Source organism: Zhihengliuella halotolerans (genome assembly GCF_004217565.1).
Lineage (GTDB): Bacteria > Actinomycetota > Actinomycetes > Actinomycetales > Micrococcaceae > Zhihengliuella > Zhihengliuella halotolerans.
Window position 1 is genome coordinate 1,805,321 of the sequence record NZ_SHLA01000001.1, and the last position, 13,124, is coordinate 1,818,444.

The window sequence follows — 13,124 nt, forward strand, 5'->3', positions numbered from 1 at the left end:
CCCCCGCCCGCCGCAACGACCGAAGGAGCGCCTCGTGGCCCTGAATGCCAGCACCACCCTGCCCTACCCCGCCGACGCCGTGGCGTCGGTCTTTGCCGATCGCGAGTTCGTGCAGGAGGTCAGCGCCAAGGCCGGCGGTCGTCTGACGGATTTCGAGGTCACGGGCCCGGTGACCGGCGCCTTCGACCTGAAGGTCGTGCGCGCCGTACCGACGGACCGCCTGCCCGACCTGGCCCGCAAGTTCGTCGGCGCCACCATGACGGTCACCCAGCGCGAATCCTGGTCAGCCCCGGCCGCCGACGGCAGCCGCACGGCCACCATCACGATCGACGTCGCCGGCGCCCCCGTGGACGTCAAGGCCACGCAGAAGCTCGTCGCGCGCGGCGGGGAGACCGTCGTCGAACTGGACGGAAAGGTCACCTCCAGCATCCCGTTCATGGGCGGCAAGATCGCTTCTGCCGCCGAGCCGTACCTCGGCAAGGCCCTGAACCTGCAGGCCGGCGCGGCCAAAGCGTGGCTGGACGCGCGCAATTAGCGCGGACTCCGGCACGGCCCCGGCCGCGCCACTCGCCTTCACCGCCCGCGTCCTAGGCGGCCGGATCACGGCGACGGACCTCTCTCCCTCCGAGGCGGCGCTCTTGGCGGCCGCGTGGTCGCGTTGCGACGCCCGGCTACTGCCCGTCGACGCCATCGACGCCCGGGACCGCAAGGGTTCACTCGTGCGCCGACCCCAGCAGGCCTGGGCCAACTTCCACGAAGAGCTCGTCTACACGGCGACGAGCCGCGCGATCGAGTCCGGCCGCGGCGAGCTGCTGATGTTTCACGCGGCGGCCCTCGCGGATCCCGTCACCCGGCGCGCCATTGCGCTCGTTGCCGAGAGCGGCACGGGCAAGACGACGGCGACGCGCACCCTGGGACGATCGTTCGCCTATCTCACCGATGAGACGGTCGCCGTCGACGAGACCCGGACCGTCCGCCCGTTCCCCAAACCGCTCTCGCTCCTGCCGGAGTCCGGGCTGCGCCCTAAGGATCAGGCCGCGCCAGACGAGCTCGGACTGCTGCCCGCAGTCGAGGGGGCCACGCTCAGCCGGGTCGCCGTCCTTGACCGCCAGCCCGGTCGCGCTTCCGCCGTCGCGCAGCCCATGCCTCTGGCAGAGGCTCTGGAGCACCTGAGCCCGCAGACCTCCGGCCTCGCCTGGCTCGACCGCGGCCTGGTCCAGCTGTGCCGGACGCTGGACGCGTGCGGCGGGGCCCTGCGACTGGAGTACGGCGAGTCGGCGCAGCTCGCCGAGCTGACGAGCGAGCTTCTGGCCGCTGCCCCGACTGTCGCCGGCGGCGGGTGGGAACCGGTGGATCTCACCCGCAGCGACGCGCCGCCGGTGCCCGGAACGCTGCAGTACCGGAGGATCGTCCCCGCCGACGCCGTGCGGATCACCGAGGCCGAAGACGACGCCGTTGCCGTCCTCTGCGGCGAAGAGCTGGCAGTCCTGCACGGCCTAGGGCCGATTCTCTGGGAGGCCGCGGCAGCGTGGCAGACGGCCGACGACCTGCTGGCAGCCGTTGTCGCGGCGGCCGGCGAGCACCCGCGAGCGGGAGAGCTGCTGGAGGCGCACGTGGCGGACATGGTCGCTCACGGCCTACTCGAGACCAGTCGCGCGGTCGACTAGTCGAGCCCGTCGCGTCCCAAGGGCCAGATCTTCAGCACAACCCGGCCGACAACCGTGTCCGCGTCGACGGCACGCAGGCATTCCCCATCGCCGGGATCGCGGCCGCGGCAGCCGATGACGGAATCTGCAGAGTTCGAGCGGTGGTCCCCGAGCACGAGCAAGGAGCCCTCCGGCACCTCGAGGGGGCCGAAACAGCGCAGGGAGCGCACGTCACTCGTGCAATCCTGGACACCCGGCTCGAACGGGTAGTCGTTGTGGATGTAAGGCTCATCGAGCGGTTCACCCTCGAGCAGGACGCTGCCGGCATCGTCGCAGCACTCGACCGTGTCCCCTGAGGTTCCGACGACGCGCTTGACAAGGTAGTGGTGGCTCGCGGGGCCGATGCCGGTCAGATCGCCAAAAAACTCGGCGGCCCGGCGCAGCGGCCCTTTCGGCGCGGCGGCCGGTTCCCAGTCGCCGGCGGCGGCGAACACGACGACGTCGCCCGGTTCCGGATCCGCTCCCCCGTAGGCGAGACGGTTCACGAGGATCCGATCCCCGACGCCGAGCGTCTGCTCCATGGAGCCGCTCGGGACGTTGAAGACCTTGACCACGAAGCCCTGTACCAGGGAAACGACGAGCAGTGCGACGAGCACGTTCAGGGCGAACCCCACGCCGGCGGGCCAGCGGCGCTTCGTTGCGGCTGACTCCTGGGGCGCCTCTGCGTCGGCGGCCGGCACCCGAGGCTCTTCCTGTTCTCCCATCATCGTCCCTACGCGGCCGCGAGCAGAGCGTTCTCGGCCGCGACCCAGGCGAGCATTGCGCACTTCACGCGGGCCGGGAACTTCGCGACCCCGGCGAAGGCCGCGGCATCGCCGAGCACCTCTTCGTCGGCCTCGATGCTGCCGCGCGAGCGCATCAGCTCGCGGAAGACGTCGATCAGCTCGAGCAGCTCATCCTGTTCGAGGCCCTCGGCGAGTTCGGTGAGGACGGACGCGGAAGCCATCGAGATGGAGCAGCCGTTACCCTCCCAGGAGACAGTGGCGATGCGCCGGCCGTCGAGTTCGACCCGCAGCCGGATCTGATCGCCGCAGATCGGGTTGTGCTGGTGGGATTCTCCGCTCCGGCCGCCCTCCGTCGCCGGTTCCTGCAACCCGTCGCCGACGCGGCGCTTGGCGTGGTCGAGGATGATCTGCTGGTACAGCTGCTCGAGGCCGCTCATGCGTTCGCTCCGAAGAATCCACGGACGTCGGCGACGGCGCTCAGCATCGCGTCGACGTCCTGCTCAGTGTTGTACAGGTAGGTGCTCGCACGCGTCGTGGCCGTCACGCCGAGCGCCCGGTGCAGCGGCTGGGCGCAGTGGTGACCCACGCGGACGGCGACGCCGCGGGAGTCGAGGAATTGGCCGACGTCGTGCGGGTGCACCCCCTCCACGTCGAACGTGGCGGTGCCGATGCGCGCGAGTCCGTCGGGCCCGAGCAGGCGAATGCCGGGGATGCCGGCGAGCCCCTCGGCCATGCGCGCGCCGAGGTGCTCCTCCCATCCGGCGATGCGGCCCATGCCGACCTCCTCGAGGTAGCCGACGGCGGCGGCTAGGCCGACGGCCTGCGAGATACGCTGAGTGCCGGCTTCGAACCGGTTGGGGGCCGGGAGGAACTCTGCCCGTTCCATCGTGACGGTCGTGATCATGGACCCGCCCGTCAGGAACGGGGGCATCGCGTTGAGCAGCTCGCGGCGCCCGTAGAGCGCGCCGATGCCCGTGGGACCGAGCATCTTGTGCCCGGAGAAGGCCATGAAGTCGACGCCCAGGGCCTTGACGTCCACAGGCAGGTGCGGCACGGATTGGCATCCGTCGAGGACCGTGAACGCGCCGGCCTCGCGGGCCAGCGCGACGAGCGCCGCGACGTCGGTGATCGTGCCGAGCACGTTGGAGACGTGGGTGAATGCGACAATGCGCGTCCGGTGGGTGATGATCTCCGGCGCGAGATCCATGCGCAGGGCACCCGTGGCGTCGACCGGAATGTACCTGAGGTCGGCGCCGGTGCGGAAGGCGAGCTCCTGCCAGGGGATGAGGTTCGCGTGGTGCTCGAGCTCGGTCACGACGATCTCGTCGCCGGGGCCGAGGCGGAAGCGCTCAGCGTCCGGCCCTCCGCGCCCGATGGACGCGTTGGAGAACGCGTAGGTGATCAGGTTCAGCGCCTCGGTGGCGTTCGAGGTCCAGACGATCTCGTCCTCGGCGGCGCCGACGAAGCGTGCGACGGCGGCGCGTGCCGCCTCGAAGTGGTCCGTCGCCTCGACGGCGAGCGTGTGTGCTCCGCGGTGCACGGCCGCGTTGAACTGCTCGTAGAACTGCTGTTCCGCTTCCATCACGCAACGCGGGTTCTGGCTGGTGGCACCCGAATCAAGGTAGACCAGCGGCTGTCCGCCGACCTGCGTGGCCAGGATGGGGAAGTCGGCGCGCAGGCGCGCGACCTCCGGCGCGTCGAGGGATTCGGCGTGCTGCGTGCCGGCGTCGAGGGAGGAGGACGCCTCGGAAACGTTCTGTGCTGCGGCCACGGGCCTGTCCTTCGGTCGAAAACTAATTTCGCTACAAACTTGTGCCCTTATCATCCCACTTGTGGGTGCCGCTGACACGTGAGTCGACCCTAACCCGGAGACCGCGGGGATGCACCGGGACGCGCTAGCGGCCCGAGTAGCGCGCCTGTGCGGCCTCGAGTCCGGAGCCGATGAGCAGCTCGACGGCGTCGGCGGCGTCGTCGATGAGGAAGGGCAGTTCCTTGCGCTCGGCCGCGTTGAAGTCCTTGAGAACGAAGGCGGCAGCGTCCATTCGCCCGGGCGGGCGGCCGACGCCGACGCGCACGCGCACGTAGTTCTTGGTGCCGAGGGCCTTGGACATGTCCCGTAGCCCGTTGTGGCCGCCCTCGCTGCCACCGAGCTTGAGCTTGACCGTGTTGAAGTCGATGTCGATCTCGTCATGCACGGCGACGATGTTCGCCGGCGGGATCGAATAGAACTTGCTCAGCGCGGACACGGGACCGCCGGTGAGGTTCATGAACGTCATGGGTTTGGCCACGACGACCCGGGGACCGCCGATCGCGAGGCGCCCTTCGGCGACCTGCGCGCGGGCCTTGTGGGTCTTGAAGTTGGCGCCGATCCGGACCGCCAACTCGTCGGCGACGTGCTGGCCGATATTGTGCCGGTTATTGGCGTAGCCGGGCCCGGGGTTCCCGAGCCCGGCTACCAACCAGGTGTCCTGAGACATCTATGAAGCGGAGTCTTACTCGGCGGACTTGGCCTCGGTGGCGGACGCGGTGGTTCCACCCTCGGCGGCCTCGTCGGCCGAAGCAGCGGTCTCGGCGCGCGGCGCGTGCACGGTCGCGACGACGGCGTCGGCGTCGATCTGCAGCTCGGTGCCCTCGGGCAGGATGAGGTCGGAGGCGTGCATGATGTCGCCAACTTCCTTGCCCTCGACGTTCAAGGTGACGAAGTCGGGCAGGTGCGTTGCCTCGGCCTCGATGTTCACCGAGAACAGTTCCTGGTCGAGCAGGCCGCCGGCGGCGATCTCGCCCTCGACGTGGACGTTGACGTCCACGGAAACCTTCTCGCCCTTGCGGACGACCTGGAGGTCGATGTGCATCAGGAAGCCGCGGATGGCCTCGCGCTGGACATCCTTGGTCAGGACCAGGTGGGACTTGCCCTCGACGTCGAGGTCCAGCAGGACGTTGCTGTGACGCAGGGCCAGGGAGGCCTCCTGAGCCGGCAGCAGGACGTGGATCGGGTCGGTGCCGTGGCCGTAGATGACCGCGGGGACCTGGCCGTTGGCGCGCGCACGGCGGGCGTAGCCCTTGCCGAACTCGGTGCGGACCTCTACGGGGAGCTGAATCTGATCAGTCATGGGTGACTCCATCTGTGCGTGGTGTGTACTCACGCCCGGGTGCCGATCAGTTGCGTCGAGCCCGCGCGGAGCCTGTCGTAGCTCTGACTGCGCGGTGACGCCTTCGAAATTCTGGGGCCGGCACACAAGTGCGGCCTCTAACCTCGTCGATCACGGAGCGGTACCGGGTGGTTCCGCTCCCTCGCCTGGGCATTCCGCACCATCCTACCAGCGGTGCCGGCCTCGAACGGACACGAGGCTCCCCTCGCCCGGAGCGGGCGCGGCCCCCCCGCCTCCCCTAGGATGGGGACATGACTGCCGCCGCCATGGAACGCAGAACCGTGTGGTCCCGGTCCGAGAACGTCGCCGAGGTCCCCTCGCCGGATGAGGGGCGCTACGCCGTCCTGCCCCTCGGCCCCGGGCAGGAGGTCCCACTCATCCTCGCCGGAACAGGTGCTGCCGTCTGGGAAGAGGTCGCAGCCGGGGGCACCACCGAGGCCCTCGTCGAACGACTTGCGGCACGTTACGACGTCGCACCTGAGGCCATTTTCGGGCAGGTCTGTGCCTTCCTCGACGAACTCGCCGGACGCCACTTGATCTCCGGCGTTTCCCACAACGACTAGACTCATCACCAAGACACGCTTTAGCACGCTCACTCCGTTGCGCGTATTGGGCCGTGGCCGGTCCGGGGGGATAGCGGGTCCCTCGCCGCGCGACAACCAGTACGAGCGCTTTCTTCCGAGGGACTGACATATTGGATACACAAGACGTCGAGACGACGGCCGGCCCGGACCTGCGCCACTATTTCTCCGTGGTGCGCAGCTACTGGCGCGGCATCCTCGCCATCCTGCTCGCAGCCGTACTCCTCGCATTCGCATGGACTCTGACGCAGCCGAAGATCTACCAGGCCTCGTCCTCCGGCCTCGTGACGACCGGCGGGGCGGAGAACGTCGGGCTCGCCTCCGCCGGCGACAACCTCGCAAAGTCCAAGGCCACGTCGTACTCGTCCATCGCGAGTACGCGCCCGGTCGCAGCCGCCGTCAAGGAGGAGCTCGAGCTCACCACAGCGGAAAACCAACTGCTCAATGACGTCACGGTCCAGGTACCCTCCGACACGGCCGAGATCCGCGTCAGCGCTCGTTCCACGGATCCCTCTGAAGCTCAAGAGATCGCAAACGCCTGGGTCGAGGTGCTGGCCGACGAGGTCGAGAAGATCGAATCAGCCGGCTTCGAGGACGAAGCCGTTCCGTCGCTAGTGCGCATCGTCCCCCTCGGCCGGGCGGCGCTGCCGGAATCGCCAATCTCCCCCAACACCAAGCTGGCCCTCGCCGTCGGCGGCGTCGCCGGCCTCGCCTTCGGGCTCGGCTACGCGCTCATCCGCCAGCACCTGGACCGGCGGATCCGCTCCGTCGAGGCGGTGGAACGCACGGGCCAGGCCGTCGTCGGAACCATCCCGGCCGACAATCGGCTTTCAAGCGGTCGCCAGGTTGTCGAGTCCGGCAACGCCAAGACGAGCGACCGTGCCGCGCATGCCTTCGCCGAGGCCCTGCGCGAACTGCGCACCAATCTGTCCTACATGGACGTCGACAACCCGCCGCGCGTCATCGTCGTCACCTCTTCGGTCCCGGGTGAAGGCAAGTCGTCGATCTCGGCGAATCTTGCCGTCGCCATCGCGGCCACGGGCCGCCGAACAGTGCTCATCGACGCCGACCTGCGCCGCCCGGTCCTGACGGACCTGTTCCACCTGCCCGCCGGCGCCGGCCTCACCGACGTGCTCTCTGGGGCCGCAGATCTCGACGACGTGCTGATGCCCTACACCGACGCGCCTGCCCTGGAGCTGCTGGCCGCCGGTCGCATCCCGCCGAACCCGTCGGAACTGCTCGGCTCGAAGGCCATGAAGAATCTGCTCGCGGAACTCTCGCGCGATGCCATCGTGCTGGTCGACGCGCCGCCGCTGCTGCCCGTCACCGACGCCGCGATCCTGGCGAAGGCCGCGGACGGCGCCCTGATCACGATCAAGGCCGGCCACACGACCGTCGACGAGCTGGAGAAGTCCACTAGCAACCTGACACGGGTCGGCGCCCACATTCTGGGTACGATCCTCAACCAGGTGCCGACCACGGGCGCGGATTCGGCGCAGTACGGGTACTACGGGAAGTACTACTACTACACGAGTTCGGAAGAGAAGGCCGCGAAGGGCAAGAAGAAGTCCGCTCCGGCTCCGGCCCCGACCCCGGACGTGCCCGTCGCGGACGACGAGTTCGCGCAGGCCATCGGCGCGGGCCAGCCGGTCCGGCACGCCCGCCGCCCCCGAGAAGACGTCCGCTAGAGACGTCCCCAGACAAACGAAAAGGCGGCCAGTCGAGAAATCGACTGGCCGCCTTCTTCTGTGCGGGGGTTACGAGCGAGTGCTCGCGACCCGCTCAAGCTCGACGATCGTCTCCAGGGCCGGCAGCAGCTGCTCGACCATCTCGTCGTAGACGCCGTCCTCGCAGCGGTAGGGGTCGACGACGTCGTCCTCCTCGCCCGGCGCGCTCGCGCCCGAACGAAAGAGCGTCGCGTACTTGATGAGCGTCTTCCAGCGCACCGCGACCTGATCGGGTGCCGCACCGCCGGGGATCACGTCGCCGGCCTCGGCGTACACGCGAGTGAGGAGGCGGGCGAATTCGCGTACCGTGTAGGCCCGCTTGAGCATGCGCGGGCTCATCTGGATAACCGCGTCGCGGTGTTCTCGGGAGAGCGCCAGCACGACGTCGGCGCCGGCCACGTCGGCATCACCGAGCCGGCGCGCAGCGAAGGTTCCCGCCGCATACGCCCCCTCGGGCACGCCGGTGGCGGCGAGGCGCGCGGCGCTGCGTTCGTCCATGGGACGGCCGCTCAGGCCCATCGTTCCAGCGCTCGCCACGGTGAATGCCCCGGGGGCAATCTCGTCGAGGCGGTTGCCGAGCCAGAGGTGCGCGAACGGGGAGCGACAGATGTTGCCGGTGCAGACGGTGAGGAGTGTGACCACCCCACCAGCATATCGGCACGCAGGCGCCCGATAATGCGCTGAAGGGCGCCACCGAACGGGTGGCGCCCCTCGGGGCGAAGCGGCGGTCCGGCGCCTAGTTCGCGCCGTCGAAGAGACTCGTGATGGAACCGTCCTCGAAGACCTCCTTGATCGCCCGGGCCAGCAGCGGGGCGATCGAGAGGACGGTCAGCTTATTGAACCGCTTGGAGGACGGGATCGGCAGCGTGTTGGTCACGACGACCTCCCGCGCCCCGGACTCCGACAGGCGCTGGGCAGCCGGATCCGAGAACACGGCGTGCGTGGCCGCGATAATGACGTCCTTCGCGCCGGCGTCCTTGAGAACGCGGACGGCACCGGAGATGGTTCCTCCGGTGTCGATCATGTCGTCGATCAGGACGCAGGTGCGGTCCTTGATGTCGCCGACGACGGTCTTGGACACGGCCTGGTTCGGGACGGTCAGGTCGCGGGACTTGTGCACGAACGCCAGCGGGACTCCACCGAGGCGGTCCGCCCACTGCTCAGCGACGCGCACGCGGCCGGTGTCGGGCGAGACGACCGTGACGTTGTCGGAACCGACGCGGCCGCGGATGTAGTCGGCCAGCAGCGGGATCGCGACCAGGTGATCGACGGGCCCGTCGAAGAAGCCCTGGATCTGCGCGGTGTGCAGGTCCACGCTGATCACGCGGTCCGCGCCGGCCGTCTTGTACATGTCGGCGATCAGCCGGGCCGAGATCGGCTCGCGGCCGCGCCCCTTCTTGTCCTGGCGGGCGTAGGGGTAGAACGGGGAGACGACTGTGATGCGGCGGGCCGAGGCGCGCTTCATCGAGTCGATCATGATGAGCTGCTCCACGAGCCAGTTGTTCAGCGGCGCGGGGTGCGACTGGAGCAGGAACACGTCCTTGCCGCGGACCGATTCCCCGGAGCGCACGTAGATCTCGCCATTGGCGAAGTCGTACGCGCTCATCGGGAGGAGGTCGATGCCCAGTTCCTTCGCGACCTCCTCGGCGAGCTCTGGGTGGGCTCGGCCTGATGCCACGACCATCTTCTTGTCATCGGGGCGGCGCAGTTCCGTCATGGGGCCTCTTCCTGGGGTAAGTGGTGGATGCTTGAGAGGGGTTTTAGGAGCCGACCGCATCCGTGGCGCCGAGGGCGGCCGTCGCGGCTGCGGCGGAGTCTGTGCCCGGGCGCTTGACCTGCGTCCAGCCTTCGGAATTGCGCTGAGGAGCGATGGAGAGTGCCAGGGCACCGGCCGGGACGTTCTTTCGAACGATGGCCCCGGCGCCGGTGTACGCGCCGTCGCCGACGGTCACGGGGGCGACGAAGACGGTGTTCGACGCGGTGCGAACGTGCGAGCCGATGACCGTCTGGTGCTTCGTCTCGCCGTCATAGTTCGCGGTGATGTTGCCGCAGCCGATGTTGCTGTACTCCCCGATGATGGAGTCACCGGAGTAACCCAGGTGGCTGAGCTTGGAGCCCTTGCCGATCTTGGCGTTCTTCGTCTCGTAGAACGCGCCGATCTTGCCGGCCTCCCCGAGCTCGGTCTTGGGGCGCACGTAGGCGAACGGGCCGACACTGGCGCCCGCACCGATCGTCGAGTCAGTGACGTCCGAGCGCTTGACGCTCGCGCCGCGGCCGACCTGGACGTTGGTGAGGGTCGTGTCGGGACCGATGACGGCGTCGGTGCCGACCGCCGTCGAACCGTGGAGCTGCGTGCCGGGCTTGAGGGTGACGTCGGAGCTCAGGGCCACATCGACGTCGATCCAGGTGCTGTCGGGATCGACGATGGTCACGCCGGAGCGCATCCACTTGACGCACACCCGGCGGTTCATCTCCTTGCCGAGCGCGGCGAGCTGGACGCGGTCGTTGGCGCCTTCCACCTGCCAGGCGTCGTCAGTGACGACGGCGGCCACGCGGCCTCCGCCGGCGCGGGCGATCGAAAGCACGTCGGTGAGATACATCTCGCCCTGGGCGTTGTCGACCGTGACCTGTCCGAGTGCCGAGCGGAGCACATCGGCGTCGAAGGCGTAGATGCCGGAGTTCACCTCGTCGATTCCGCGCTGTTCGTCGCTCGCGTCCTTGTGCTCGACGATCCCGGCGACGGAGCCGTCGTCGTCGCGGATGATGCGGCCGTACCCGGTGGGGTCCTCGAGGCGGGCAGTGAGGACCGTGACGGCATTGGCGTCGGACTGGTGCGCGGCGACGAGCTCGCCGAGCAGTTCGCCGGTGAGGAGCGGGACGTCCCCGTAGGTGACGACGACGGTGCCCTCGAGGTCTTCGGGCAGGGCTTCAAGTCCCTGCTGGACGGCGCGGCCGGTACCGGGGACGTCGTCCTGGTCGGCGATCGTCAGGTCCGGCTCGATGCGCAGGAGGTGCTCGACGACGCGGTCGCGCTCGTGGCGGACGACGGCGACGAGGCGCTCTGGAGCGATGCTGCGGGCTGCGGCGATGGCGTGGCCAACCATGGACTTGCCGCCGATCTCGTGCAGGATTTTCGGCTTGGCGGACTTCATCCGGGTACCGGCACCTGCTGCCAAGACGATGACGGCGGCCGGTGCGTTGGCTTCCACGCTCAAGTTCTACTCCCTGCGGTCGACTGCGTAGGCCTGGTCTCAGCGACCGGGCCGGCTCAGTCTATCGGTTGTTCATCCGCGCACTGTGTTCCGCCCCTAGGATTCGAACCTAGACTGCACGGCTCCAAAGGCCGGCGTGCTGCCGTTACACCAAGGCGGACCGCATCCGCGGTACTACCACGGAACACGATCATCCATTCTGCCATATGCGCGAGACGCGGAGGCCAACGCGCCTCCTGTGCCCGTATTATCGACGATATGAACTCCATAGCACTCGCTGCCATATCTGCCGGCACTGCGGCACTCCTGGCAGCAGTCCTGCTTTTCGCGGCTCAAGCAAAGTTTCGATCCCCCCAAGCGACCCTGGAATCGTTCGAGGCGTTCCGTCTGCCTCCCGTCTTACGGCACCGGTGGCTCGCGATGGCGTTGCCCGTAGGCGAGACTCTCCTGGCGCTGGCTCTGCTCCTTGCCCCCGGATGGTGGTTCACGGCTGCTCTTGTCACCAGCACGGCAGTCTTCGCCTGCTTCTGGTGGATGGTTTCCGCAGCGGTCGCGCGCAAGGAACAGGCCAGCTGCAACTGCTTCGGCAAGAGCGTCTCGAAGATGTCGGTCCACACTATTCGCCGCAATCAGGCCCTCACGGCCGGTTCGGGGCTCGCGTTGGTCACTTCAGTGACCGGCAGCGGGGCGCTTCCATGGAGCCACGGCTGGTTGTCCGCCCTCGCCGTCGTCGCACTGGCCGCGATCGTGTGGTTTGGCGTGCGCGCGACCACCAGCGACACCTACGAAAGCGCCGGAAACAAAGTCGACGTCGTCCGCCACGCGGGCGAACTTGGACTGAGGACACTGGAGGGTTCTCTGTTTCCACTCGCCCGTACAGCACGGTCCGGCGCTATCCTTCTCGTATTCGTCCAGGCTTCGCACGCGGAAAGTCAGCTGGCCATGGAGTCTGCCCTCGCCTGGAGGTCAACTGATCCTGCCGCGCGGCCCGTACATTTCGTGGTCAACGAGAACGAGATCGCACGCAACGTCCCGCCCACGCTCGAGCCGCGCGACGTGCTGCTCGACAGCGCGCGAACCAACACCCGCCTCATCGGGTTGGAGCAGTATCCGGCGGCCATCCTGATCGGCCACGACGCCAAGTTCGCCATCGAGCCCGTCGTCGGAGCAGAAAAAATCAGGGCGCTCCTGGCCGACCTAGATCAGGTCTGGCCGAGGAGCGCCCCGACTCGAGCATGAAGCCGTTTAGCCGGCGGCCATGACACCGGTGTGGTTGACCGTGCCAGCACCGAGGATGACCGTGCCCAGCGAGACCATGCCGGTCACGTCCCAGCAGATCGAGACCGGGCAGCGAAGCTCGAGCAGGCTCGGAAGGCCGACAACGATCATCTCGAAATCGACGCACAAACGTGCCGGCGCCGTGGGACCGTAGGGCGGGATGGCATCGTTCGGGTAATTGATACCGGTGAAGACGCCGTTGTAGTTGAACGCACTGATCGCACCGAACGAGCCGACGCCCGTTCCGAGCCCGAGAGCCGACGTGTGCACCGATCCGTCCGTCATGGTGAGCGTGGCGCTGGTCATGACCGCCGTGTACGCCGGCTGGAAGAGGCTCAGGTCCGCACACGTTTCCGTGCTGACGTTGAGCACGGTGGCGATCGTCAACGTTCCCGTATTGCCCAGGACAATCGACTGCGCCGTGAAGGCCGCACCGATACCCGCAGTGAAGCACTCCGGGCAAACCGGCGGCTCGACGGATGCTGCTGCGTGCGGCGCGGCAACGGCCGCGGCGAGCACGGGAAGGCTCCAGGCCGCCCCCTTGGCGACTGTACGCCGATCGATCCCATCATTCTTTGCATTGTGCTGATGCACGCTGTCCCCCTCTATAGAGTCTGCGGGTTTGTTCCCGCCTCTCCCTATTAGAAGACTGAAAACAACCTGAGCATCCGACTACTCGATAGTAGGCACGAAATGCCTCATTTGTGTCGCGTATGGTGTCGCTCACAGTCGATCGTGCCGAAAAT

At 68.1% G+C, this 13,124-nt stretch carries 14 protein-coding genes and 1 tRNA gene; 5 read left to right on the forward strand and 10 right to left on the reverse strand.

All coding sequences use genetic code 11. From position 1 onward, the window contains the following. The first annotated feature begins 34 nt into the window (after window positions 1-34). Complete coding sequence (locus tag EV380_RS08110) at window positions 35-535, forward strand: DUF2505 domain-containing protein (protein WP_102159141.1); 501 nt, start codon at window positions 35-37, stop codon at window positions 533-535. A 103-nt stretch (window positions 536-638) separates the two neighbouring features. Next, entirely contained in the window at window positions 639-1,667 is a 1,029-nt protein-coding gene (locus EV380_RS08115) for a hypothetical protein (protein ID WP_102159142.1), read from the forward strand. Here EV380_RS08115 and lepB read toward each other — a convergent pair. From lepB to EV380_RS08140, 5 genes are all read right to left on the reverse strand, one after another. Further along, window positions 1,664-2,410, reverse strand: coding sequence for a signal peptidase I (lepB, locus tag EV380_RS08120; RefSeq protein WP_102159162.1), 747 nt, complete (start codon window positions 2,408-2,410; stop codon window positions 1,664-1,666). The two genes, EV380_RS08115 and lepB, sit on opposite strands and share 4 nt — an antisense overlap. Before the next feature lie 8 nt (window positions 2,411-2,418). Next, complete coding sequence (sufU, locus tag EV380_RS08125; RefSeq protein ID WP_102159143.1) at window positions 2,419-2,868, reverse strand: Fe-S cluster assembly sulfur transfer protein SufU; 450 nt, start codon at window positions 2,866-2,868, stop codon at window positions 2,419-2,421. Beyond that, window positions 2,865-4,109, reverse strand: coding sequence for a SufS family cysteine desulfurase (locus EV380_RS08130; RefSeq protein ID WP_242607715.1), 1,245 nt, complete (start codon window positions 4,107-4,109; stop codon window positions 2,865-2,867). Before EV380_RS08130 ends, sufU begins: the two co-directional genes overlap by 4 nt. A gap of 217 nt (window positions 4,110-4,326) precedes the next feature. Beyond that, window positions 4,327-4,908 carry an aminoacyl-tRNA hydrolase gene (gene pth / locus EV380_RS08135; RefSeq protein ID WP_102159145.1) on the reverse strand — a complete coding sequence of 194 codons (582 nt, stop codon included), beginning with the start codon at window positions 4,906-4,908 and terminating at the stop codon, window positions 4,327-4,329. A 15-nt stretch (window positions 4,909-4,923) separates the two neighbouring features. Continuing rightward, complete coding sequence (locus tag EV380_RS08140) at window positions 4,924-5,541, reverse strand: 50S ribosomal protein L25/general stress protein Ctc (RefSeq protein ID WP_102159146.1); 618 nt, start codon at window positions 5,539-5,541, stop codon at window positions 4,924-4,926. A 290-nt stretch (window positions 5,542-5,831) separates the two neighbouring features. On the opposite strand from EV380_RS08140, the gene EV380_RS08145 reads away from it, so the two are divergent. Then, on the forward strand, window positions 5,832-6,143 hold the full coding sequence (locus EV380_RS08145) for a PqqD family protein (protein WP_102159147.1): 312 nt from the start codon (window positions 5,832-5,834) through the stop codon (window positions 6,141-6,143). 131 nt (window positions 6,144-6,274) lie between these two features. Then, window positions 6,275-7,849, forward strand: a complete 1,575-nt coding sequence (locus EV380_RS08150; protein ID WP_102159148.1) for a tyrosine-protein kinase domain-containing protein — start codon at window positions 6,275-6,277, stop codon at window positions 7,847-7,849. A 69-nt stretch (window positions 7,850-7,918) separates the two neighbouring features. Here the strand turns inward: EV380_RS08150 and EV380_RS08155 are convergent, their stop codons facing one another. The 4 genes from EV380_RS08155 to EV380_RS08170 all read right to left on the reverse strand — a co-directional run bounded on the left by EV380_RS08155 (window position 7,919) and on the right by EV380_RS08170 (window position 11,260). Further along, a complete protein-coding gene (locus EV380_RS08155) occupies window positions 7,919-8,530 on the reverse strand; it encodes an arsenate reductase/protein-tyrosine-phosphatase family protein (protein ID WP_130450595.1) in 612 nt (203 codons plus the stop codon). A gap of 94 nt (window positions 8,531-8,624) precedes the next feature. Further along, the gene (locus tag EV380_RS08160; protein ID WP_102159150.1) at window positions 8,625-9,605 is read right to left on the reverse strand and encodes a ribose-phosphate diphosphokinase; all 981 of its coding nucleotides are present in this window, start codon (window positions 9,603-9,605) and stop codon (window positions 8,625-8,627) included. Window positions 9,606-9,648: 43 nt separating this feature from the next. Further along, entirely contained in the window at window positions 9,649-11,103 is a 1,455-nt protein-coding gene (gene glmU / locus EV380_RS08165) for a bifunctional UDP-N-acetylglucosamine diphosphorylase/glucosamine-1-phosphate N-acetyltransferase GlmU (RefSeq protein WP_130450598.1), read from the reverse strand. 85 nt (window positions 11,104-11,188) lie between these two features. Further along, window positions 11,189-11,260: transfer RNA gene (locus EV380_RS08170), tRNA-Gln, on the reverse strand. A gap of 98 nt (window positions 11,261-11,358) precedes the next feature. Here EV380_RS08170 and EV380_RS08175 point away from each other — a divergent pair. Further along, window positions 11,359-12,339: a MauE/DoxX family redox-associated membrane protein gene (locus EV380_RS08175; protein ID WP_130450600.1), complete on the forward strand. Its 981-nt coding sequence runs from the start codon at window positions 11,359-11,361 to the stop codon at window positions 12,337-12,339. 6 nt (window positions 12,340-12,345) lie between these two features. On the opposite strand, the gene EV380_RS08180 is transcribed toward EV380_RS08175, so the two are convergent. Further along, on the reverse strand, window positions 12,346-12,972 hold the full coding sequence (locus EV380_RS08180) for a hypothetical protein (protein WP_102159153.1): 627 nt from the start codon (window positions 12,970-12,972) through the stop codon (window positions 12,346-12,348). Window positions 12,973-13,124: the final 152 nt, after the last annotated feature.